Annotated in this window: 17 protein-coding genes and 3 rRNA genes; 15 read left to right on the forward strand and 5 right to left on the reverse strand. The window is 61.3% G+C overall.

Features of this window, described 5'->3' with window-relative positions:
* Positions 1–214: 214 nt before the first annotated feature.
* From RR42_RS09995 to catC, 7 genes are all read left to right on the forward strand, one after another.
* On the forward strand, positions 215–1,105 hold the full coding sequence (locus RR42_RS09995) for an MBL fold metallo-hydrolase (RefSeq protein ID WP_043346206.1): 891 nt from the start codon (positions 215–217) through the stop codon (positions 1,103–1,105).
* A gap of 107 nt (positions 1,106–1,212) precedes the next feature.
* On the forward strand, positions 1,213–2,127 hold the full coding sequence (locus RR42_RS10000) for a LysR substrate-binding domain-containing protein (RefSeq protein WP_043346207.1): 915 nt from the start codon (positions 1,213–1,215) through the stop codon (positions 2,125–2,127).
* Between the two features lie 283 nt (positions 2,128–2,410).
* Positions 2,411–3,157: a 3-oxoacid CoA-transferase subunit A gene (locus RR42_RS10005; protein WP_082054862.1), complete on the forward strand. Its 747-nt coding sequence runs from the start codon at positions 2,411–2,413 to the stop codon at positions 3,155–3,157.
* Between the two features lie 5 nt (positions 3,158–3,162).
* The gene (locus tag RR42_RS10010) at positions 3,163–3,825 is read left to right on the forward strand and encodes a 3-oxoacid CoA-transferase subunit B (RefSeq protein WP_043346208.1); all 663 of its coding nucleotides are present in this window, start codon (positions 3,163–3,165) and stop codon (positions 3,823–3,825) included.
* 81 nt (positions 3,826–3,906) lie between these two features.
* The gene (locus RR42_RS10015; RefSeq protein WP_043346211.1) at positions 3,907–5,214 is read left to right on the forward strand and encodes an MFS transporter; all 1,308 of its coding nucleotides are present in this window, start codon (positions 3,907–3,909) and stop codon (positions 5,212–5,214) included.
* Between the two features lie 58 nt (positions 5,215–5,272).
* Complete coding sequence (locus RR42_RS10020; RefSeq protein ID WP_043346212.1) at positions 5,273–5,611, forward strand: 4-methylmuconolactone methylisomerase; 339 nt, start codon at positions 5,273–5,275, stop codon at positions 5,609–5,611.
* Positions 5,612–5,704: 93 nt separating this feature from the next.
* Positions 5,705–5,980, forward strand: coding sequence for a muconolactone Delta-isomerase (catC, locus tag RR42_RS10025; protein ID WP_043346215.1), 276 nt, complete (start codon positions 5,705–5,707; stop codon positions 5,978–5,980).
* A gap of 324 nt (positions 5,981–6,304) precedes the next feature.
* Here the strand turns inward: catC and RR42_RS41610 are convergent, their stop codons facing one another.
* Positions 6,305–6,694, reverse strand: a complete 390-nt coding sequence (locus RR42_RS41610; protein ID WP_043346218.1) for a nuclear transport factor 2 family protein — start codon at positions 6,692–6,694, stop codon at positions 6,305–6,307.
* Positions 6,695–7,366: 672 nt separating this feature from the next.
* Here RR42_RS41610 and RR42_RS10035 point away from each other — a divergent pair.
* The 4 genes from RR42_RS10035 to RR42_RS10050 all read left to right on the forward strand — a co-directional run bounded on the left by RR42_RS10035 (position 7,367) and on the right by RR42_RS10050 (position 13,300).
* Positions 7,367–8,898 (forward strand): 16S ribosomal RNA (locus RR42_RS10035).
* 366 nt (positions 8,899–9,264) lie between these two features.
* Positions 9,265–12,143: ribosomal RNA gene (locus RR42_RS10040) — 23S ribosomal RNA — on the forward strand.
* Between the two features lie 129 nt (positions 12,144–12,272).
* Positions 12,273–12,385 (forward strand): 5S ribosomal RNA (gene rrf / locus RR42_RS10045).
* The 16S, 23S and 5S rRNA genes sit together here, the layout of an rRNA operon.
* A gap of 294 nt (positions 12,386–12,679) precedes the next feature.
* Positions 12,680–13,300 carry a TetR/AcrR family transcriptional regulator gene (locus RR42_RS10050; RefSeq protein ID WP_043346220.1) on the forward strand — a complete coding sequence of 207 codons (621 nt, stop codon included), beginning with the start codon at positions 12,680–12,682 and terminating at the stop codon, positions 13,298–13,300.
* Here RR42_RS10050 and RR42_RS10055 read toward each other — a convergent pair.
* Positions 13,206–13,988, reverse strand: coding sequence for a TetR/AcrR family transcriptional regulator (locus RR42_RS10055; RefSeq protein ID WP_063778413.1), 783 nt, complete (start codon positions 13,986–13,988; stop codon positions 13,206–13,208). The two genes, RR42_RS10050 and RR42_RS10055, sit on opposite strands and share 95 nt — an antisense overlap.
* The gene (locus RR42_RS10060; RefSeq protein WP_043346223.1) at positions 13,985–15,004 is read right to left on the reverse strand and encodes a ferredoxin--NADP reductase; all 1,020 of its coding nucleotides are present in this window, start codon (positions 15,002–15,004) and stop codon (positions 13,985–13,987) included. Before RR42_RS10060 ends, RR42_RS10055 begins: the two co-directional genes overlap by 4 nt.
* 178 nt (positions 15,005–15,182) lie before the next feature.
* On the opposite strand from RR42_RS10060, the gene RR42_RS10065 reads away from it, so the two are divergent.
* Together RR42_RS10065 and RR42_RS10070 are read left to right on the forward strand one after the other, a co-directional pair.
* Positions 15,183–16,268, forward strand: a complete 1,086-nt coding sequence (locus RR42_RS10065; RefSeq protein ID WP_043346226.1) for a ferritin-like domain-containing protein — start codon at positions 15,183–15,185, stop codon at positions 16,266–16,268.
* A 73-nt stretch (positions 16,269–16,341) separates the two neighbouring features.
* A complete protein-coding gene (locus RR42_RS10070) occupies positions 16,342–17,448 on the forward strand; it encodes a nitronate monooxygenase (RefSeq protein ID WP_330218513.1) in 1,107 nt (368 codons plus the stop codon).
* A 124-nt stretch (positions 17,449–17,572) separates the two neighbouring features.
* Here the strand turns inward: RR42_RS10070 and RR42_RS38450 are convergent, their stop codons facing one another.
* Positions 17,573–18,166: a helix-turn-helix domain-containing protein gene (locus RR42_RS38450; protein ID WP_158408279.1), complete on the reverse strand. Its 594-nt coding sequence runs from the start codon at positions 18,164–18,166 to the stop codon at positions 17,573–17,575.
* Positions 18,163–18,477, reverse strand: coding sequence for a hypothetical protein (locus RR42_RS39610; RefSeq protein WP_144409810.1), 315 nt, complete (start codon positions 18,475–18,477; stop codon positions 18,163–18,165). The genes RR42_RS38450 and RR42_RS39610 overlap by 4 nt, the downstream gene beginning before the upstream one ends.
* A gap of 515 nt (positions 18,478–18,992) precedes the next feature.
* Between RR42_RS39610 and RR42_RS10080 the strand changes: the two genes are divergently transcribed.
* On the forward strand, positions 18,993–20,453 hold the full coding sequence (locus RR42_RS10080; RefSeq protein ID WP_043351820.1) for an ISNCY family transposase: 1,461 nt from the start codon (positions 18,993–18,995) through the stop codon (positions 20,451–20,453).
* 646 nt (positions 20,454–21,099) lie between these two features.
* The gene (locus RR42_RS10085) at positions 21,100–24,093 is read left to right on the forward strand and encodes an acetoacetate--CoA ligase (protein ID WP_236702013.1); all 2,994 of its coding nucleotides are present in this window, start codon (positions 21,100–21,102) and stop codon (positions 24,091–24,093) included.
* Positions 24,094–24,133 lie beyond the last annotated feature (40 nt).

Raw genomic sequence — 24,133 nt, forward strand, 5'->3', positions numbered from 1 at the left:
CCTGTTCGCGCGGAGGAAGGGCGGCTGCCAAGCGAGGCGCAGGGGCAGGGCGGACGTCGCCGGCTGCGAGGGTAAAGCCGTCTGAAACCCCACTTTCGCAAAGCGAAATTGGCGCCGGCGGCGGAATCGCTGATGCTTGGAGCCTGCCAAGCGGAGCCGCGTATCCGGCGCGCCGGTCCCGGCCCGCATAGAACCAAGAAGGAGATACCGCACCATGATGCAAACGCGCGCCGTCGGCGACCTGAAGGTCACCCGCATCCTCGAATACGCCGGTCCCACGCACGATCCAGCCTTCCTGTTCCCCGACATCGACCGCTCGGTGCTGGATGCGAATGCCGGCCTGATGGCGCCGCACCACTGGATCCCCCACATGAACAAGCTGATCGTGACGATCCAGTTCTGGGTGGTGCATGCGGGGAGCCATATCATCGTCGTCGATACCGGCGTGGGCAACTTCAAGCCGCGCGCGGGCATCGCACGCATGAACATGCTCAACACCCTGGTGCGCGAATGGATGATCGCGGCCGGGGCGCCGCCGGAGAAGGTCACCCACGTGGTCATGACGCACCTGCATGCCGACCACGTCGGCTGGAACACCACTTGGCAAGACGGCCGCTGGGTGCCCACCTTCCCCAACGCGCGCTACTACCTCCCCAAGGAAGACTTCGTCTTCTGCGAGCAGGGCCGCAACAGGGAGCCGGGCGTGGTGGACGTGTTCGGTGAATCGTTCTTCGACAGCGTGATGCCGGTGGTCGACGCGGGTCTGGCCGAGATGATCGAGCCGGGGCGCGAGATCGCCGATTGCCTGCAGGTAGAGGCCGCCGCCGGCCATAGCCCGGGGCAGGTCGCGTTCCGGGTCCGTTCGCGCGGCGAGGAGGCAATCTTCTGCGGCGACATCTTGCACAGCCCGCTGCAGATCGTGCGCCCGGACGTAAATTCCGGCTACTGTATCCGCCCCGACCTTGCCCGCAGCACGCGCCTTGCCTTGCTCCACCAGGCCGCCGACAGTGGCGCGCTGGTGCTGCCAGTGCATTTCGGCGAGCCATACTGCGGCTACGTGCGGCGGCAAGACCAGGGCTTTCGCTTCGAGCCAGCGGGCTGGTAGCGCACCGCGGCTTGGCTGCGCGGCCGCGTGCGCTCCATGGCGCCATGGTGTCTGCCTCGACGGGGTTATCATCCCCGCTACACGAATGAGCCGCGAGACCATGCTGTATGGCTGTCCCCTTCGATATCACCGACTTTCGCCTCTTCGTCAACGTGGCGGAAACGCGCAGCCTGACCCGCGGCGCCGAGCGTTCGTTTCTTTCAGTGCCGGCGGTCAGCAACCGCATCAAGAATCTCGAGGACACGCTCGGCGTACGGCTGCTGGAGCGCTCGCCGCAGGGCGTGGCGCTGACGGCGGCCGGCGAAGTCTACCTGCACCACGCGCGCGTGGTGCTGGCCGAGCTGGAGCGGCTCACCGGCAACCTGCAGCCCTTCACCGCAGGCCTGAGCGGGCAGGTCAAGCTGGTGGCCAACACCACCGCCATCACCGAATACCTGCCGCCGGTCATCGGGGAGTATCTCGCCACCCATCCGGATGTGCGCATTGATGTGCGCGAGCGCCTGAGCGATGACGTGGTGCGCGTGGTCCGCGAGGGCGGGGCCGATCTCGGCATCATCTCCGGCAACGTGCCCACCGCAGGCCTGCAGGCGGTGCCCTTCGTCAAGAGTGCGCTGATCCTGGTCGCGCCGCTCGGCCATCCGCTGCTGGCGGAGCCGGCCGTGTGGTTCGAGCAGTCGCTCGAACATGCCTTCGTCGCCTTGCTTGAGGGCAGCGCCTACCAGATGTTCATGACGCGCGCCGCGGGCGCGCTGCACAAGCCCATGACGATCCGCGTGCACGTGGCCAGCTACGACGCCACCTGCCGCATGGTGGCCGCCGGCGCCGGCATTGCCATCATGCCCAAGGCCGCCTTCGCGCGCCTCAAGGGCGAGCAACGCATCGGCTGCAGCGACTTGCTCGACGACTGGGCCGTGCGCACCTTCCAGGTCTGCGCGCGGGACCTGGAAGGCTTGTCCAGCTTTGCGCGCGAGTTCGCGAACCGCTTGATCGGCCACTACGCGCCCGCCGGCGACGCGGGCTAGACGCGCGGGGCAGCGGGGCACCTGTCGCGCTCGCTGCCCACCAAGGGCGCCTTCTCTTCGCCTTCCTTTCACCGTTCGCCTTCGCCCTCGGCACAGCGCGCGAGGCGCTTCCCGGTTCGTCGCGCATGGTTTGAGCGCAGCATGTCGAAGCGTTCCCGCCAGACCTTCACGGCAGCCCTGGCCTGGTCTTTAACGCAGCGCTAAGGGTGCTTGCAAATCGCGAAATTGTTTGGCCGGAGGGTGCATGGCAATCTTGCCGTACCCGATAACAACGACGCGAGACATGATCGACAAGCTCTACGCAACAGCGCGCGAGGCGGTGGCCGACGTGGCCGACGGCGCCACCATCGCCATCGGCGGATTCGGCGGCGCCGGGATGCCTGACGAACTGATCGATGCCCTGATCGAGCAGGGCGCCAAGGATCTCACCGTGGTGAGCAACAACGCCGGCAATGGCGACGCCGGCCTCGCCGCGCTGCTCAAGGCTCGCCGCGTGCGCAGGCTGATGTGCTCCTTCCCGCGCCAGCGCGATGCCTACGTCTTCGAGGCACTGTACCGGGCCGGCGAGATCGAGCTGGAAGTGATTCCCCAGGGCACGCTGGCCGAGCGCCTGCGTGCGGCCGGCTGCGGCATCGGCGGCTTCTATACGCCGACCGGCCACGGCACGCTGCTGGCGGCGGGCAAGGAAGCGCGCCGCATCGGCGCGCGCGACTATGTGCTCGAGTATCCCATCCACGTCGACGTGGCCCTGATCAACGCCGCGGCAGCCGACCGCTGGGGCAACCTCGTCTACAACAAGACCGCGCGCAACTTCGCACCCGTGATGGCGATGGCCGCCACCACCACCATCGCCGCGGTGACGCGCGTGTGCGAACTCGGCGAGCTGGACCCCGAGGCCATCGTCACGCCCGGCATCTTCGTCAAGCGCGTGGTGCTGCGCGGCGGTGGCTGCGCACAGCCAATGCGCGGGCCGCAGGGCGCCGCGGCAAATCAGCAGGCAGGCGCGAAGGCAAGCGCACAGGCAAGGTGAGGAAAATGGACCAAGTGGCAAGAAACCTGCTGGCCGCGCGCGTGGCGCGCGACATCCCCAACGGCGCTTACGTCAACCTCGGCATCGGGCTGCCCACGCTGGTAGCCAACCATCTGCCGCGTCACCGCGAAGTCATCTTGCACAGCGAGAACGGCGTGTTGGGGCAGTGGTCAGCCGCCGAACCTGGCCAGGAAGACTGGGAGCTGATCAACGCCGGCAAGGAAGCGATCCGGCTGGAGCGCGGCGCGGCCTTTTTCCATCATGCCGACGCCTTCGGCATGATGCGCGGTGGCCATCTCGACATCTGCGTGCTTGGCGCCTTCCAGGTCTCGGAGCGCGGCGACCTCGCCAACTGGCACACCGGCGCCCCCGACGCCATCCCCGCGGTGGGCGGCGCCATGGACCTGGCCATCGGCGCCAAGCAGGTGTTCGTGATGATGGACCACCTGACCAAGGACGGGACGAGCAAGCTGCGCCGCCAGTGCAGCTACCCGCTTACCGGAATGGCATGCGTGAGCCGCGTGTACACCGAACTTGGCACCTTCGCTATCGGCCCGCAAGGGGTGTCGGTCATCGAGATCGTCGGCGACATGTCGTCGCAAGCGCTGCAGTCGGTCACCGACGTGGCGCTCGACTTCACGAACATGGTCATGGCCGAGTACGCCTGAGCGCCGGGTGGCGCGCGCGATAGCAGGACCAAGACAAGACAGAAGAGTCAGTAGAACAGTCAGAACAAACAGGAGACGACAATGACAGGTTGGTACAAGGCTGGGAATGCCCAGCAGAAGAAGACGTTCTGGGCCTGCTATTCCGGCTGGGCGCTGGATTCCTTCGATATGCAGATGTTCAGCTTCCTGCTGCCCGCGCTGACCGCGGCGTGGGGCCTGGGCAAGGGCGAAGTGGGTGTCCTTGGCACCGTGGCGCTGGTCGTCACCGCCATCGGCGGCTGGGGCGCCGGCATCCTCAGCGACCGCTACGGCCGCGCGCGCATCCTGGTGTTCGCCATCGTCTGGTTCACATTCTTCGGCGTGCTTGCCGGCTTCGCGCAGTCGTACAACCAGCTGCTGGTCGCGCGCACGCTGCAAGGTCTAGGCTTCGGCGGCGAATGGGCCGTCGGCGCCGCGCTGATGGCCGAGGTGATCGACCCCAAGCACCGCGGCAAGGCCATGGGCTTCGTGCAATCCGGCTTCGCCCTGGGCTGGGCGCTGGCGGTGGTGGTGGCCACCGCGCTGCTGGCCTGGCTGCCGCATGACCTGGCCTGGCGAGTGGCCTTCTGGAGTGGGGTAATCCCGGCCTCGATCGTGCTTTTCATCCGCCGCCACATCAAGGACTCGCCCATGTTCGAGCGCGCCAGGCAGAGCCGCATGGCGCGTGCTTCGCTGGCCTCGGTGTTCAGCCGCCAGTACGCGCGCTCACTGATCCTCTCCAGCATACTGGTGATCGGCCTGCAGGCCGGCTGCTATGCCATCCTGATCTGGCTGCCCTCGCTGCTCGCCCAGCGCCAGGTGGCCGCGTCCTCGATGATCGTCACCGTATTCATCATGTCTTTCGGCTCGTTCTGCGGCTTCGCCGTGGCCGCGGACCTGGCCGACCGCATCGGCCGGCGCCCCACGCTGATCGGCCTGGCCGTGTGCGCGTGGATCGTCACCGCCAGCTACATGCTGCTGCCGCTGAACCCGGTGCTGGCGGCCGTGCTCGGCTTCCTGGTAGGCTTTTCCGCGATCGGCATGTTTGCTGCGCTGGGGCCTTTCCTGAGCGAGATGTTCCCCACCCACGTGCGCACTACCTGCATGGGTTTCGCCTACAACGTCGGCAAGTCGGTGGGCGCCGGCTCCGTCGTCGGCGTCGGCGTGTTGTCCACCCACATCGGCCTCGCCAACGCCATGGGCACCTTCTGCCTGGTGGCCTATGCCATCGCCGTGTTCGGCATCCTGCTGCTGCCCGAGACGCGAGGCATTGCCATCGAGCACATCGGCGCGGCGGACGGTGGCCACGCCGATGCTCACGATGCCCATGCCGCGGCACCGCGGGCCGAGCCCGTACGGGCGCATGGTTGATGCGCGGCGCCGGCAAGCGCACGCCACATAGAACTGATCCATACCGAGAGGAGACGCGATGATCCGCATGCTGTACCTGCTGGTGAAGCCTGAAGGCATGTCCGATGCCACCTTCCGCGCCGAATGCCGGCGCCACTACGACATGTCGCACGCCATCCCGGGCCTGCACAAGTACGAGGTCCGCCTCGTCGCCGAGCAGCCTACCGACACCCACGTGCCCTTCTTTGACATCGGCCACGTCGACGCCGTCGGCGAATGCTGGTTCGAGAACGAAGCGGCCTACGCCGCCTATCTGGCCAGCGACATCCGCAAGGCCTGGTTCGAGCACGGCAAGACCTTCATCGGCCGGCTCAAGCCCTTTCGTACCGAAACGGTCGGCGGCGACGGCGCGGGCTGAGCCGGGCCGGCCCCCACGATCCCCACCCGGCGGGTCCCGGCCGACGCACCGCGCGGCCGTGCCCGTCCCGCAACCATCCTTCAAGGAGACACCATGCTTTACCACGTGCAGATGGACGTGAACATTCCCGACTCCCTGCCGGCCGAGCAGGCCGACGCCATCAAGGCAGCCGAGAAGGCGCGCGCCATCGAGATCCAGAAGTCCGGGAAGTGGCCCCACCTATGGCGCGTCGTCGGCCGCTACGCCAATGTCAGCCTCTTCGACGTGGAGAGCAACGATGAACTGCACGCGCTGCTGTCGTCGCTGCCGCTGTTTCCCTATATGACCATCCAGGTCACGCCGCTGGCACAGCATCCGTCGGCGATCTGACGGCGGCGGGGCGCGGGGCAAGCATGCGGCCATGCCGTCGCCCCGCCTCGGGATGGGGGGCGACGCATTCGGCACATGTGAATTTCCGAGGTACGTTGCCGTTCCGCACCGAGCAGCATCGGCCAAGAATGGCGCTGGGGTTCAGCGCTGCTGGCAAAGGGCGGATGCGCCAGATTTTGCATCCGAAGGACGCGGTCCGGCGAACTCGATTTTCCTTCAACTCATTGATTTTAAATTAATTTCTCCGCGTCATCGCCAGATTTTGGCGCATCAGGAGGCGGGCCAGCGCCCACCGGGCGCCGTGACCTGCGCGGTTCTGCCTGGCTATTTTTTTGGCGGCGCTGCGCTGAACGTCTTGTTGGCGATCTTCCAGACGCCGTCGATTTCCAGCAGCGTCATGTAGTCCGTGAAGGTCACTTCCGGATACTCCAGCACGACCTTGGCAGTGCCGGCGTTGCCGGTGACGTCGAAATGCGTGATGTAGCGCTTGCGTTGTGCTTCATCTGCCGCAGGCTGGCCCTGGAAGCGCGCGGAAAACTCATCGAGGGTCAAGGCGTGCAGCTTTCCCTCGCGAAACGAGATGATCCTGGCATCCGGGTGGAACGCCTTGCGCATGTATTCGGCATCGCCGGTGATGTGGGCTTGCAGGTAGTTCTCGATCGGCTCAAGAGCGGCTACATGTTGTGATGTCATGCCGGGGGTGCTGAATGTCATGTTGTCTCCAGATCTATGAATCCGCCTGGCCTTGGCCAGAATGGCGGGCGTCAAACCATGTAATTGCATTCTATTATTGCATACAATATGTTCAGATCGGGGATCCGCGCCGTTCGGCTCTGGCCGGAATCCGCCCGGCAGGCTGGTGGTGTCCCCATCGTCATTGCACAAGTGCTCTGCGGTGATCTTCATCCCGCGGCGACAAAGCTTGGGGCAAAAAATCTTGGAAAAAACTTGCCAGCGTTGCGCGAACGACTTAGTATTCGCTCCCCTCGCGGCATGAGGCTCAGCTTCAGGGGCAGGGTGGAAGAGTTCGCGGGGGGTGCTAGTGGGGAAGGTGAGTAATCCGCATAGCGAAACTTTCCCGAGCAAGAAAAGATTAAAAAAGTATTGATGAAACGCAGATAATTCTTTATAGTCTCGTTTCTCTGCTGCAGCAAACGCAGCGACGCGGTAAGCAAAGCGAGCCGAGGCCAGTTCTTTAACAAACAAACAACCGATAAGTGTGGGCGCTTGATAGCGGATGCGGAAGACTTCGGTCTTTTAGCTTACAAGTTATAAAGTGCTCGCACAGTAAAACATGTTGGTTATGTCTTCGGATGTAACCAGTCAGTTTTCTGAGAGTGAGCGACCGCTCGAAAGAGCGAGGTTCTTCGGAACCACACAGGTATTAAACTGAAGAGTTTGATCCTGGCTCAGATTGAACGCTGGCGGCATGCCTTACACATGCAAGTCGAACGGCAGCACGGGAGCAATCCTGGTGGCGAGTGGCGAACGGGTGAGTAATACATCGGAACGTGCCCTGTCGTGGGGGATAACTAGTCGAAAGATTAGCTAATACCGCATACGACCTGAGGGTGAAAGCGGGGGACCGTAAGGCCTCGCGCGATAGGAGCGGCCGATGTCTGATTAGCTAGTTGGTGGGGTAAAGGCCCACCAAGGCGACGATCAGTAGCTGGTCTGAGAGGACGATCAGCCACACTGGGACTGAGACACGGCCCAGACTCCTACGGGAGGCAGCAGTGGGGAATTTTGGACAATGGGGGCAACCCTGATCCAGCAATGCCGCGTGTGTGAAGAAGGCCTTCGGGTTGTAAAGCACTTTTGTCCGGAAAGAAATCCCTTGCTCTAATACAGCGGGGGGATGACGGTACCGGAAGAATAAGCACCGGCTAACTACGTGCCAGCAGCCGCGGTAATACGTAGGGTGCGAGCGTTAATCGGAATTACTGGGCGTAAAGCGTGCGCAGGCGGTTTTGTAAGACAGGCGTGAAATCCCCGAGCTCAACTTGGGAATGGCGCTTGTGACTGCAAGGCTAGAGTATGTCAGAGGGGGGTAGAATTCCACGTGTAGCAGTGAAATGCGTAGAGATGTGGAGGAATACCGATGGCGAAGGCAGCCCCCTGGGACGTCACTGACGCTCATGCACGAAAGCGTGGGGAGCAAACAGGATTAGATACCCTGGTAGTCCACGCCCTAAACGATGTCAACTAGTTGTTGGGGATTCATTTCTTCAGTAACGTAGCTAACGCGTGAAGTTGACCGCCTGGGGAGTACGGTCGCAAGATTAAAACTCAAAGGAATTGACGGGGACCCGCACAAGCGGTGGATGATGTGGATTAATTCGATGCAACGCGAAAAACCTTACCTACCCTTGACATGCCACTAACGAAGCAGAGATGCATTAGGTGCCCGAAAGGGAAAGTGGACACAGGTGCTGCATGGCTGTCGTCAGCTCGTGTCGTGAGATGTTGGGTTAAGTCCCGCAACGAGCGCAACCCTTGTCTTTAGTTGCTACGCAAGAGCACTCTAGAGAGACTGCCGGTGACAAACCGGAGGAAGGTGGGGATGACGTCAAGTCCTCATGGCCCTTATGGGTAGGGCTTCACACGTCATACAATGGTGCGTACAGAGGGTTGCCAACCCGCGAGGGGGAGCTAATCCCAGAAAACGCATCGTAGTCCGGATCGTAGTCTGCAACTCGACTACGTGAAGCTGGAATCGCTAGTAATCGCGGATCAGCATGCCGCGGTGAATACGTTCCCGGGTCTTGTACACACCGCCCGTCACACCATGGGAGTGGGTTTTGCCAGAAGTAGTTAGCCTAACCGTAAGGGGGGCGATTACCACGGCAGGGTTCATGACTGGGGTGAAGTCGTAACAAGGTAGCCGTATCGGAAGGTGCGGCTGGATCACCTCCTTTCAGAGCGTGCATCTCAAGTCGAGCGTTCACACTTATCGGTTTGTTGGTTGTTAGAGCCAGGATGCGCGGTGCGTGTCTTGCGTAGCATGGTCAAATGCAAGCGCTTAGCATTGAGCGTTTGCATTTGGCTTTGCCAAGACGACATGAGACCCAGTCTCAGTCGGCTGTTCTTTAAAAATATGGGATGTAGTAAAGGTGTCGTGAGCGTTGATGAGACGCTGTAGTAAAACACGATACCGGGTTGTGATTGTATCAACCGAAATGTATTTAAGTGATCGAAAGATGACTTGGAATACGGCACAAATGCGAGAACTCATCCTGTAGCGAGCACGGCTTGAACGCAAGTTTGAGACACACTCGTTATAGGGTCAAGCGAACAAGTGCATGTGGTGGATGCCTTGGCGATCACAGGCGATGAAGGACGCGGTAGCCTGCGAAAAGCTTCGGGGAGCTGGCAAACAAGCTTTGATCCGGAGATGTCCGAATGGGGAAACCCGGCCCTTATGGGTCATCCCTGACTGAATACATAGGTCAGGGAAGCGAACGCGGCGAACTGAAACATCTAAGTAGCTGCAGGAACAGAAATCAACCGAGATTCCCAGAGTAGTGGCGAACGAAATGGGAAGAGCCTTGTACTCTTTAGCAGCATTGTTAGCAGAACGGGATGGAAAGCCCGGCCATAGCAGGTGATAGCCCTGTATGCGAAAACAGCGTTGTGGAACTAGGTGTACGACAAGTAGGGCGGGACACGTGAAATCCTGTCTGAAGATGGGGGGACCATCCTCCAAGGCTAAATACTCGTGATCGACCGATAGTGAACCAGTACCGTGAGGGAAAGGCGAAAAGAACCCCGGGAGGGGAGTGAAATAGATCCTGAAACCGCATGCATACAAACAGTCGGAGCCTGGAAACGGGTGACGGCGTACCTTTTGTATAATGGGTCAGCGACTTACATTCAGTGGCAAGCTTAACCGATTAGGGAAGGCGTAGCGAAAGCGAGTCCGAATAGGGCGTTCAGTCGCTGGGTGTAGACCCGAAACCAGACGATCTATCCATGGCCAGGTTGAAGGTGCGGTAACACGTACTGGAGGACCGAACCCACTAACGTTGAAAAGTTAGGGGATGAGCTGTGGATAGGGGTGAAAGGCTAAACAAGTCTGGAAATAGCTGGTTCTCTCCGAAAACTATTTAGGTAGTGCCTCGTGTCTCACCTTCGGGGGTAGAGCACTGTCATGGTTGGGGGGTCTATTGCTGATTACCCCGCCATAGCAAACTCCGAATACCGAAGAGTGCAATCACGGGAGACAGACATCGGGTGCTAACGTCCGGTGTCAAGAGGGAAACAACCCAGACCGCCAGCTAAGGTCCCTAAGATTGGCTAAGTGGGAAACGAAGTGGGAAGGCTAAAACAGTCAGGAGGTTGGCTTAGAAGCAGCCATCCTTTAAAGAAAGCGTAATAGCTCACTGATCGAGTCGTCCTGCGCGGAAGATGTAACGGGGCTAAGCCAGTCACCGAAGCTGCGGATGCACGTAAGTGCATGGTAGGAGAGCGTTCTGTAAGCCTGTGAAGGTGTCTTGTAAAGGATGCTGGAGGTATCAGAAGTGCGAATGCTGACATGAGTAGCGATAAAGGGGGTGAAAAGCCCCCTCGCCGTAAGCCCAAGGTTTCCTACGCAACGTTCATCGGCGTAGGGTGAGTCGGCCCCTAAGGCGAGGCAGAGATGCGTAGCTGATGGGAAGCAGGTTAATATTCCTGCACCGTCGTATGATGCGATGGGGGGACGGATCGCGGAAGGTTGTCCGGGTGTTGGAAGTCCCGGTCCCTGCATTGGAGAAGGCGCTTAGGCAAATCCGGGCGCGGAATTCAAGGATGCGGGGCGAGCGGCCTAGTGCTGCGAAGCAATTGGAAGTGGTTCCAAGAAAAGCCTCTAAGCTTCAGTCATACGAGACCGTACCGCAAACCGACACAGGTGGGCGAGATGAGTATTCTAAGGCGCTTGAGAGAACTCGGGAGAAGGAACTCGGCAAATTGGTACCGTAACTTCGGGATAAGGTACGCCCTTGTAGCTTGACTGGCCTGCGCCAGGAGGGTGAAGGGGTTGCAATAAAATGGTGGCTGCGACTGTTTAATAAAAACACAGCACTCTGCAAACACGAAAGTGGACGTATAGGGTGTGACGCCTGCCCGGTGCCGGAAGATTAAATGATGGGGTGCAAGCTCTTGATTGAAGTCCCGGTAAACGGCGGCCGTAACTATAACGGTCCTAAGGTAGCGAAATTCCTTGTCGGGTAAGTTCCGACCTGCACGAATGGCGTAACGATGGCCACACTGTCTCCTCCCGAGACTCAGCGAAGTTGAAGTGTTTGTGATGATGCAATCTCCCCGCGGCTAGACGGAAAGACCCCATGAACCTTTACTGTAGCTTTGCATTGGACTTTGAACCGATCTGTGTAGGATAGGTGGGAGGCTTTGAAGCGTGGACGCTAGTCTGCGTGGAGCCGTCCTTGAAATACCACCCTGGTTTGTTTGAGGTTCTAACCTTGGTCCGTGAATCCGGATCGGGGACAGTGCATGGTAGGCAGTTTGACTGGGGCGGTCTCCTCCCAAAGTGTAACGGAGGAGTTCGAAGGTACGCTTGGTACGGTCGGACATCGTACCTAAAGTGCAATGGCAAAAGCGTGCTTAACTGCGAGACCGACAAGTCGAGCAGGTGCGAAAGCAGGACATAGTGATCCGGTGGTTCTGAATGGAAGGGCCATCGCTCAACGGATAAAAGGTACTCTGGGGATAACAGGCTGATACCGCCCAAGAGTTCATATCGACGGCGGTGTTTGGCACCTCGATGTCGGCTCATCTCATCCTGGGGCTGTAGCCGGTCCCAAGGGTATGGCTGTTCGCCATTTAAAGAGGTACGTGAGCTGGGTTTAAAACGTCGTGAGACAGTTTGGTCCCTATCTGCCGTGGGCGTTGGAATCTTGACGGGGGCTGCTCCTAGTACGAGAGGACCGGAGTGGACGTACCGCTGGTGTACCTGTTGTCTCGCCAGAGGCATCGCAGGGTAGCTATGTACGGAAGAGATAACCGCTGAAAGCATCTAAGCGGGAAACTCGCCTGAAGATGAGGATTCCCTGGAGCCTTGAGCTCCTTGAAGGGTCGTTCGAGACCAGGACGTTGATAGGCTGGGTGTGGAAGCGCAGTAATGCGTTAAGCTAACCAGTACTAATTGCCCGTAAGGCTTGATCCTATAACCAGTGTGTTTCTACCTGGTGTGAGTGTCGCGTGCCGCTGCGCAGCAGCTTGGCCGATACGCACAACCCCTTACTACATCCCTATTCGCTGCGTTGAGCAACCCTCAGCGCGGCCACCGTTTATGCCTGGTGACCATAGCGAGTTGGAACCACCCCTTCCCATCCCGAACAGGACCGTGAAACGACTCCACGCCGATGATAGTGCGGATACCCGTGTGAAAGTAGGTAATCGCCAGGCTCTCCCTTGAAACCCCCCAGTACGAAAGTGCTGGGGGGTTTTGCTTTTGTGCGATCGAAAGTGGCTGCGAAAAGTGCGATCGATCTTGAATACCGAGCTGGCCAGGGTGCTCGGCTTGCTGGCGGAAGAATAAGAAGGCCGCATAATGTGGCATTGCTTGCGCTTATCGTCTATTTGTACTCCATGCCTATTCGCCGAAAAACCCCGACACCCGCCAGCGCGTCCGCTCGCCAGGACGCGCCCGCGCGGCGAGCCGCAAAGGGACCTGCCGCAACCACCGTCACCCCGCCAGCCATGCGCCCCCCACGCCAGCCGCGCAGCGAGCAGAACCTGGTCAACATGATCAAGGCGGGGCGTGCGCTGGCTGAGCAGCGCGGCGACCTGGATGACATTTCCCTGAATGACGTCGTGAAGGCCGCCGAGACGTCGATTGGTGCCTTCTATGCCCGCTTCAAGGACAAGGAGGCGTTCCTCCAGATCATGCTTGAGGCGGCACTGGACGAGGCCGAAGCGCTCACGAAGAAATCCATCTCCAGGGATCCAGTCTGGCAAGCCGGTTCGGCTACGGCCATCGTGGAGCGCATCGTACGCGTCTACGTAGGCCAGTTTCGCCAGAATCGTGGCCTGTTCAAAGGCTTCCTGCGGCATTACTCCGCAACCGGGGGCGGCGACAATCCCATGCGGCAGGCCAACCGCCGCATCCAGGATTTGCTTGTGCCATTGCTGGCCAGGCAACTCGATTCCCCACGCACTGGCACCGCGGACTTCGAGGTGCGCGTCGCCATTCAGTTCCTAGTGGGCACGCTGGCCAATCTGCTGCTCAACGATCCGGGCCCGCTGCACCTGGAGCAACGCAAGCTGGAAACCCACCTGATCCGCATGATGAGCCGCTATCTGATGCTGCCAGAGGCGTAGGCGAGACGTCGTCCGCCGCTGGCAAGGCAAGGTAGCGGTGCAGCATCTCGGTGAGCCGTTGCTCCTGCCGCGGATCGTACAGATCCAGGGCGCTGGGCGTATGCAGCACGATGTTGGTCAATGCGCTGATGACAAGCTGGACCGCAATGCGGGTCTCGTCGTCCGGCCCGGCAAAGCGCCCGGCGGCGACGCGGCTGGCCAGGCGCGGCACCATGGCATCCAGGATCTGCCGGTTGGCCTCGCGAATGGGTTGCCACAAGGGGTTCTGCGCGGGGCTATGCCGCATATATGCGGCAAACAGGCCACGGTGCTTGCGAAACAGGCCGATGTAGAAGCCGACGATGCGCGTGCAGATCGCGTGGGCCGGCCCTGCGTTCCAGGCGGGGTCCGTGGCCAGCGAATAGTCCAACTCGGCGCGCAGCTCCGCCAGTGTGTCTTCCAGCACCAGCGCGCAGAAGGTCTCCTTGTCCGGAAAGCGTGCATAGAACGCGCCGATGGACGTGGACGCAGCCCGCACGAGATCGGCGAGCGAGAAGCCGGTCAGGCTGCCGGCCTCGTTGATCAGCGCTCTGCCGGCGGCAAGCAGCGCCCTTAGCGTGGCCTCGCTTCTCTCCTGGCGGGGCTGCTTCAGCCCCGCGCGCAGCGTTGGCGCCGCAGCCTCGGAGGGGGCCGTGATCTCGGGCGTCATACGTCAAAGGTGATGGCGACCGGCCGCTCCTGGCGCGGGCGCGCCTGGCAGGTCAGGATCCAGCCGGCGGCAAGTTCGTCAGCACTGAAAACATCGTTGCGCGCATGGACGACCGCGCCATCCACGCACTTGGCCGCGCACGAGCCGCAATAGCCTTCCTCGCAGGCATAGGGCGCATCCACGCCGCAGGCCAGCGCGGCTTGCAGCAGGGACTGGCCGCTGGCAACCCGCACCACATGCAGGGCGCCGCCGAGGGTTACCGTGGCGTCGCAAGCCTGCGCAGGCATTGGCGCCGCGCTTGCCACTTCGGGCTCCTGCGCGGCCGCGTCAAATCGCTCCAGATGCACGCACCCCGGCCCCATGCCGGCCACTTCAGCGGCCTCCAGCACGGTCTGCATGAATGGCCCGGGGCCGCACAGATAGAGCTGGCAGTGTGGCACCGCCGAGAGCAAGGCAGCAATCTTGCCGCGTTCGGGAAAGCCATCGGTGTCGTCGTGGTGCAGATGCACGGCCAGCCGATCGGAATGGTCGCGGGACAGCTTGGCGATCTGCGCCGCGAAGATCGTGCTGGCGGCATCCCGATTGGCGTAGTAGAGCGTCATCGCGGAGCTGGTGGATGCCAGCGCCGAACGGATCATCGACAGCACCGGCGTAATGCCGCTGCCCGCCGCGCAGAAGAAGAGCGGGGCGCCCATGTCCTCGCACACGAACCGGCCGGTCGGCGCGCTTACCTCCAGTCGCGTGCCCGCATCGACGTGCGCATGGAACCAGCCCGACGCGCGCCCCCCCGGGATCCGCTTGACGGTGACGACCGGAAGGCCGCCTGCCTCGGGCGAGCTGGAAAGCGAATAGCTGCGTAGCAGTGTTTTCCCGTCCACGTTTACCCGGAAGGTGAGGTGCTGGCCAGCGCGATACACGAAGGATTGCTGCAACGCATCGGGGACCAAGAGCGCGTAGGAACGGGCGTCTTCGGTCTCCCAAGTGATCTGCGCGACAGTCAGATTGTGGAACTGCATCAATGTCTCCTGGCTTCCGCGGGCCCTGTGCCGAACCCTTGATATAACAAGAAAGAGAATTATGATTCTGTTTATAGCCGGAAGCAAAAGCAAATTCAAGACCGATCCCACCACCGGCTAGGGTGAGCAAAACAGGCGGGGAGAACGGTCAAAACCCATGAGCGCCAAAGGAGATTGCATGTCATCCCTTCATCGTTACACGTTGCCGGTGGTCCAGACAGGCTGGTCGATCGGCAGCCAGGTTTCCACCGAGTTCAACTGGGAATACGACAACGAGAATTCCAAGCTGCTGCAGCTCTACGAGACCAGCAAGAAGCAGCAATGGAACGCTACCGACCGGATCGACTGGTCGCAGGAACTCGACCCCGAGAACCCGCAGGAACTCGATGACCGGATGATTCCCATCTACGGCACGCCGCTATGGGAGAAGATGGGCAAGCACGACCGCATCGAAGTGCGCCGCCACCAGCAAGCGCATTCGCTGTCGCAGTTCCTGCATGGCGAACAGGGCGCGCTGATGGTGTCCGCGCGCATCGTGCAGATGGTGCCGGAGATGGATGCCAAGTTCTATGCCGCCACGCAGACCATGGACGAAGCGCGCCACGTGGAAGCCTATTCGCGCCTGCTGCACGAGAAGGTCGGCATCATCTATCCGATCACGTCCGGGTTGAAATCGCTGCTTGAAACCATCCTGACCGACTCGCGCTGGGACTTCTGCTACCTCGGCATGCAGGTGCTGGTGGAAGGTCTTGCCCTGGCCGCGTTCCAGCGCATTCGCGACTTCTCCAAGAATCCGCTGGCGGCATCGATCAATGCCTACGTGATGCAGGACGAAGCGCGCCACGTTGCCTTCGGCCGCACCGCGCTGCGCGGCTATTATCCACAGCTGACGGAGGCCGAGCGCAAGGAGCGCGAAGACTTCGTGATCGAGGCCTGCTACCTGATGCGCGATCGCTTCGACCAGAAGGAAGTCTGGGGCCGGCTCGGCCTGCCGGACGAAGAGTGCGCCAAGGCCGTGCGGGAGTCCGAGACCATGCGGCAGTTCCGCCAGCGGCTGTTCAGCCGGATCGTGCCGACCGTCAAGGATATCGGCCTGTGGAGCCCGCGCGTGCAGGCCGCGTTTGCCGACATGGGCGCGATCGAGTTCGCCAACGTCGACGTCGAGGCGCAGTTCGCGCAGGACCAGAAGATCGCGGAGGAGTTTGACGCGCGCCGCGTGGTGATGGAGTCGATTGAGGCCGCGCGGGCCGAAGCTGGACACTGAAGCGGTCTTGGTTGCAGGCCCGGCCTGCCTGGCCGGGCCTGCACGCATTATTCGTGCGAGCCAGCCGGAAAGCATGCGGCTCCTGCCCACGCCAACGCCGGAACGCATTGATGAAACGACCGACCGACCGGCGGGGCGCCATGAATATGCAATCAGTTGCATTGAGTCGGCGTTGCGAAATAAAATGCACAATCAACGATCCTGGATTGCCAAGCGGCGACAAATTGACATGACCATAAACAATCGCGTCACAACGATGCTTGGCGTCCAGCATCCTATCGTCCAGGCCCCCATGGGATGGATCGCCCGGGCCCAGCTTGCTGCGGCAGTCTCCAATGCGGGCGGCATGGGCATCATCGAGACCTCATCCGGCGAACTGGACACCATCCGTGGTGAGATTCGCAAGATGCGCGAACTGACCGACAGGCCGTTCGGCGTCAACATTGCCCTGACTTATGTGCGTGACCCAGCCATCGTGCAATTCGTCGTCGATGAGGGAATCCGCTTCGTGACCACATCCGCCGGCGACCCGACGCGCTATTGCGCCGAACTGAAGGCCGCCGGCCTGACGGTTTTTCATGTGGTGCCCACGCTGGCCGGCGCGCTCAAGGCGGTCGCCGCCGGCGTGGATGGCCTGATCGTGGAAGGCAGCGAGGGCGGTGGCTTCAAGAATCAGCGTGACGTCGCCTCAATGGTGTTGCTGCCGCTGGTCTGCTCGAAGGTCGATGTTCCGGTCATCGCCGCCGGCGGTTTCTGCGACGGTGCCACCATGGCGGCGGCGTTTGCCATGGGCGCCGAGGGGATCCAGATGGGCACGCGCATGTTGTCGTCGGTCGAGTCACCCGTTCACGACAACTGGAAGAACGCCATCGTCGATGCCCGCGAAACGGACACCGTTTTTCTCAATCGCGGCGGCAATGGCCCAGCGCTGCGCGCCCTGCGCACGGCACGCACGTCCCGGATCGAAGAGCAGATACCAGAGAGCATTAAAAACGAATTTGCCGGCGTGCAGCAACTCTATTTCGGCGGCGACATGGAGGCGGCCGTTCCGCTGACCGGTCAGGTTTGCGGGCGTATCGATTCCGTAAAAACGGTACGGCGGATCATTGAAGAAACGATTCGGGATTTCGGCCAGGCCGTGGATGGACTGGCTGCGCGTTACGGCTCCGTGAAAGCCTGATCAAGCGCTTGCCGTGTCCCCACCGGCCCACCTCCATCTTTGCAAGCTGCCTTTCTCCCGCCGACCTTGTGTTCACGCGCCGCGTTCTGCCACAACTTGCACTTTCCGCTACGACGATGATGCGTTACACCTTCCGCTCACCTGGCAGTTTGAGCGCGCAAATCTGGCGCGTGAGGATTCCTCGAACAATCGCTTCGGTTCGATTGTGAGCCCCTAGCTTATCGCGCGCGAGATCCACATAGTAGTCCACGGTACGCGCTGAAATCCCAAGCTCTTGGGCGATCTCCTTGCTCGACAGCCCGAGCGCCGCGTACGCCAGTACATTCTTCTCCCTGTCCTCTAATCGAGCAGGACTGCTCGATGTTTCAGTGCTCTTTGAATACGCATTGTCATAGGCAGCGTGAAGTCTCGCGTGAGCAGCGAGGATTGAGCCGAGGTCGGGAGGAGGGGCGCGCTGGATGAGAAGCCGCGACGCCGAGCCATCCGGACCAAAGAAGGCGCTCTCAACAATGTCCGCGGAAAGCAACTGCGGCAGGGCGGGGCCGTTCCATCGGAATGGAGATGCTACGGGAGGAAAGTCTATCCCGACGTCTCCAAACTCTTGCACGACCAGCGGAATTGCAATCCCGGGCGCGTAGGACACGCGGCCCGCTGATGCAGAAAGACTTGCGCAGGCCGCATGGAGAAACTGCAAAATCCCAGGCTCAAATGCTGTCACGGCTTCGCCTCTGCAAAGTGGAAGCCTGATGCTGGCATAGTCAGTGCAACGCGCAATCCATCCGCCAAATTCACCTCACGATTGTCGCCGTCAAAAGTCAGAATGAAAAAATCAAAATTAATAGGTAGATTATTTTTTATTTTCATGTCGAGAGACTTTTCAAATTTCATTTGAAATAAACAAATTACATCAATCCAGAGTACATTTATTATCACATTCTCCTTTGTATTTTTATAAAAACGTAAATAAATTGACGGGCAATCCAGCCCACAAGGCAAAGGGGAAGCTTCGCACCTCATGAGCCAGTGCATCTAACGCACTCCACACTCCCAAGTGTTTTTCGTAGATGACCCTCAATGGCGAACCTAGCAGAATGATCGAGATGATGGAATCGGACTAGTCCTATTTTTGTGAAAAAATTCTGATTTTAATGTTAATACAACATTTGTAATTTTACGAATAGGCAGGCGGATACCCAAGGGCGCGATCAACGCGGTGAATGCCCGGTAGAGCAGAAAAGACGATGGCATCGTGATCGCCATTGTCGACAACGCCGCAAGCGCAACCCATTACGCCTTACGGCGCAAGATGCTCCCAGGGGGAGCGAATGCGCCAACCCTGCCCAGCAGAACAATTGCCGACAATCCGTCGGTTCATCCTCTCCATCCTTTATTTAACATAATCCTCATTATGCGAAACCTACGTGTGTGAAGGCCAAATCAGAATGTCCGCTTCCAGCCACATCAGAATGTCCTCTGGATAGACCTATACTGGTAGCGCCTGAGTTGGACGGGAGCGCGCCGTGAAGGATCGAGGGTTGATCACCATGAGTCTGCGTGAAGTTGACCGCTTCAAGGTCATTCAGGCAACAGCCGAGGGTCTGCTGGCGCAATGGCGCGCCGCAGAGCGCCTGGAATTGACGACGCGGCAAGTCCGGCGGCTAGTCCAGCGCTGGCGCGCCGATGGCCCTATGGGCTTGCTGTCGCGCCAGCGCGGGCAGCCAGGGCATCGCCAACTGCCAAGGATGCTCGAAGCGCAGGCACGCGCGCTAATCCAGGAGCATTACGCCGATTACGGTCCCACGCTGGCCTGCGAGAAGCTGCGCGAGCGCCATGGCATCGTGCTGGCCAAGGAGACGGTGCGCCGGATCATGATTGACGCCGGCTTCTGGGTCCCCAGGAAGCTGCGCCCGCCCAAGCTGCACCAGCCGCGCAAGCGCCGCGCCTGCCTGGGTGAACTGGTGCAGATCGATGGCAGCGAGCACGCGTGGTTCGAGGAGCGTGCGCCCATGTGCACGCTGTTGGTCTATGTCGACGATGCCACCAGCCGCCTGATGCAGTTGCTGTTCGTGCCGACCGAATCGACTTTTGCCTATTTTGCCGCGACGCGTGCTTACATCGAGCGCCATGGCAAGCCGGTGGCGTTCTACAGCGACAAGGCCAGCATCTTCCGGGTCAATGCCAAAGGTGTCACCACGGGGCGGGACCATACGCAGTTCGGGCGCGCGCTGTACGAGCTGAATATCGAGAGCCTGTGCGCCAACAGCAGCCAGGCCAAGGGCCGTGTGGAGCGAATGAACGGCACGCTGCAGGACCGCCTGGTCAAAGAACTGCGCCAACGCGGCATCTCGACGCTGGCCGAGGCCAATGCCTTTGCCCCGGTCTTCCTGGCGGACTTCAATGTGCGCTTCGCCAAGACGCCCAGAAGCGACTTCAACGCGCACCGGCCCGTGCGGCCCGACGAGGACCTTGAGCGCATCTTTACCTGGCGCGAATGGCGCAAAGTCTCCAACCGACTGACGCTGCAGTACGACCGCAAGCTGTATCTCATCGCGGACCAACCCGAGCGGCGCCCCCTGATCCATCGCTACATCGAAGTGGCCGAATACCCGGACGGCCGTATCGAGTTGTGCGCCGACGGGACTTCCCTGCCCTACGTCCTCTATGACCGGCTGTCCGAGATCAATCAGGGCGCAGTAGTGGAGAACAAGCGGCTGGGGCATGTGCTGGAGATCGCCCAGCGCGTGCAGGCCCAGCGCGACAATCGTCGCATCCTGGCGACACCGTCGCGCACGCTGACCGGTCAAAAACCGCGGCAACGGCCTGAACAGGTGACGCCGGGCACGAAACCACAACGGCAGCTGAATGCGCAAGACTTGCGTCGCGCCATCGATGAACTGGCGCAACCGCCCCACCCTGTAGATACCTTACCGCCTCAGGCCAGCTCGACTGCCTTACGGAAACTGCCAGGAAAAAAACGTCAACGAATCAAAACCAGCCTGCATTAGACCGGACATTCTGGTCTGGCCAGAGAGAGGACATTTGAATCTAGCCTGGACACCCAGCCGCGCTGCCCGGCGGCCGGCATCAGATCCTCGCGCAGGAACGTGGACTTCCCTACCCGACGCGGCGCAGCGAGGAACAGGCCCGAGCGAGCATCCTGGATTCCCTCCCCCGCCAGGGCTGCGCAGAAGCTTGCCGCCAACGCAGGGCGGCGAAAGGTGTAACGCTCGGAGGCGGCGGACGGCTCGGAGCATGAGCTAAGAGAGGTACGACATCTTCTGGGCCGCAAGCACGCCGATTGAGCGAACCCGTCGGGTACCCGCGGCAGTCCAAACGTCCGGATATAACTTCTGCCTGAGTTGCCAAGTGGCGCCTGCGATGCTGCGGTGGCCGCCCCAGTCATGTCTATGCAAGCTCGCTGGTCGTTGCCTGTGGTTTGGTAATAGTTCGTGCGATTTCGCACAGAGCAAATGATAGCGAGTCATTAGTCTGGATCATCAGAACACGCCGTTGCTCCGAACGGTGTGCACCGGGCTCCGTGGAGCATTGGATGGATCGCTTTTACCTGTTCGACGAGTCGTTCTGCCCAGCGTGACCATGAGACGCCTACCCATTTATGGCAGCACATCCGAGCGCGCCGCGGCGTCGCAAATGACCGCATTTACCACGGCCCTGCAGGCATACACCGGCCAAGTCTTCGGTGACTACGATACGCTACACGATTTCTCGGTACGGGAGTACCGGACGTTCTGGCAATGCTTCGTGCAGTGGTCGCACGGGCTCGCATGGTCCGGCAGCACCGAGCCGGTCTGCGTCGGCGACGAGTGCGAGCATGCACGCTTCTTCCCGCAGGTCCAACTGAACTACGCGGACAACCTGCTTGGCCAGGCGGTAGCGGCGCCCGACACACCTGCGCTGACCGCATGTCACGCAGATGGCCGACGTGTACGCCTGACCCGTGGCGAACTGCGCAATCGAGTAGCTCGTCTCGCGCATGCTCTTTCGGAGTTGGGGCTGCGCGATGGGGACCGCGTGGTTGGTGTGATGCGCAACGACGCAGATGCGGTCGTTGCCGCGCTGGCCGTCACCGCGCTCGGTGCAACGCTGTCGACCGCGGCGGCCGAGATGAGCGTCGAGACGATCCTCGATCGCTTCGCGCCGCTAGCGCCGCGGCTGCTGTTCGCACACGTTGCGGAGCGGGAGTTCGACACGGGCATGTCGCTGGCGGATAACGTCGCCGATCTGGCTGCTGCGTTGCCGTCGCTGCAGGGCGTCGTCCGGCTCGACGACGGAACCTTGCCCGGCACCGTCAAGCAGCGGATCTATTCGCTTGGCGAACTGATCGACAGTGGCGATGCCGGGAGCTTCGTGTGGCGGCGCTTCCCGTTTAACCATCCGCTTTTCATCATGTTCTCGTCGGGCACTACCGGCAAGCCGAAGTGCATCGTGCACGGCGCTGGCGGCAGCCTGCTCGAGCATCTGAAGGAGCATCGACTGCACTGCGACCTGCGGCCCGGCGATCGATTGTACTTTCACACCACCTGCGCGTGGATGATGTGGAACTGGCAATTGTCGGCGCTCGCGTCCGGGGCCGAGATCGTTACGTATGACGGCCCGATCTCGACGGTCGATGCGTTGTGGCGCCTCGTCGCCGACGAGCGCGTCACCGTGTTCGGCACAAGTCCCGCTTACTTGAAGATGTGCGAGGACGCGGGCCTGGTGCCAGGGCAGCAATTCGATCTCGGCGCACTACGCGCGATGATGTCGACCGGTGCTGTGCTGTTCGACGCGCAGTTCGAATGGGTGCGTGATCACGTGAAGCCGCTGCCCCTGCAGTCGATCTCGGGCGGCACGGACATTCTCGGCTGCTTTGTGTTGGGGAATCCGAATCTGCCGATCTATGCAGGGGAAGCCCAATGCAAGAGCCTTGCGCTCGATGTTCAGGCGTGGGAACAGGGTGCCCACACCAGCCGAATCGGCGAGCTGGTCTGCGCGAATCCGTTTCCATCACGTCCGCTCGGTTTTTTTGGCGACATGGACGGCAAGGGGTTTCACGCTGCCTATTTCACCAGAAACCCAGGTGTCTGGACGCACGGCGATCGCATCGAATTTTCGCCGGAAGGCACTGCGCGGCTGCATGGCCGTTCCGATGGCATACTGAATGTTCGCGGCATCAACGTTGGTCCGGGCGAGATCTATCGTGTGCTGAGCGATATCCGGGACATTCGCGAGGCGCTGGTGGTTGAGCAGCGGTCATGCGCCGCGCCGCCTGACCGCACGCACGCGGAGAGGTACGACCAGCGCATCGTGCTGCTGCTGGTCTTGCAGGATGGCGTCGCGCTGACTGGCGCGCTGGCCACCCGAGTGCGCCGCGACCTCGCACGTCGTGCGTCGCCGGCGCACGTGCCAGACCTGATCATCGCCGTCGATGAGTTGCCGGTCACGCATAACGGCAAGCTGTCCGAAGCGGCCGCGCGCAATGCGATCAACGGCTTGCCGGTCGGCAATGCCGCGGCGTTACGCAATCCCGGATGCCTCGACTCGATCCAGAACCATCCGGCACTAAACCTGGCGGCGCGCGAATTGCCACCCGCCTGCGACTCCCGCGAACAACTAGAACGTCATTTGCAGGTGCTGTGGGAGAAACTGTTCCACTTCGCGCCGATCGGTCGCGACGACAACTTCTTCGACCTGGGTGGTCATTCGCTGCTCGGAGCGCGGTTGCTCGCCGACGTGCATCAGTCGACCGGGCGCACGATTCCACTCGCGACGCTGCTGATCGCGCCGACGATCGCGCGCCTCGCCGCCGCGATCGACGAGGGCGCACCGCCGCCGCCGTCGCCGATCCTTGTGCCCGTACGCGCCGGCACCGGGACGCCGCTATTCCTCGTGCATGGCTTGAGCGGCTCGGTGATGGAATGCTGGGGGCTGGTCTGCGCGCTGCGTAGTCCACGCCCGGTCTATGGACTGCAAGCCAGAGGCCTTGATGGCGAGCAGCTGACACAGCGGCGCGTCGAAGACATGGCAGCCAGCTACATCGAACAGATGCGCACCGTGCAGCCGGACGGACCGTACGCGCTGGCGGGCTACTCGTTCGGCGGGCTGGTCGCGTTCGCGATTGCGCAGCAGCTGAGCTGCGCTGGCGAGCACATCGAATTCCTGTGCCTGCTCGATACCTATGTGCACGAGCATTTCCTGCCATGGAGTGCTTGGATGCAACACCGCTGCAGCTATTTGGGCGAGCGGTGGCGCAAGCTGCGCGCGGTGCCTGCGTCGCAGCTTTTCGGTTACCTGACGTACATGCTCGGGAGGGCGGCAGATCGCGTGCGGATGAGCCGCGGGCGCATGAGGCGCCGGCCGGACCCCTTCACTGAATCGTTGCCGCCTGCGCTTCGGCGCGTGCGCGAAACAATGGGACTAGCAATGACGACCTACCGGCCGCGGCCGTATCACGCGGGCCCGATTGTCTATGTGCGCGCGGCGATTCGCCAGCAGGATCGGGGCGATCCGATATCGCTGTGGCGGCGTGTCGCGCGCGGCGGCTTGATGATTTCCGAAGTGCCCAGTGGCCATAACGATATGCTCGTCGAACCGAACTTGCAGGTCGTCGCGGCGCTACTGGACGAGGGGTTGGCAAACGCGTGACGCGGCTGGCGTGTTTCATGAGGCGCCGCAAGGCGTGAGC

Source organism: Cupriavidus basilensis (genome assembly GCF_000832305.1).
Lineage (GTDB): Bacteria > Pseudomonadota > Gammaproteobacteria > Burkholderiales > Burkholderiaceae > Cupriavidus > Cupriavidus basilensis_F.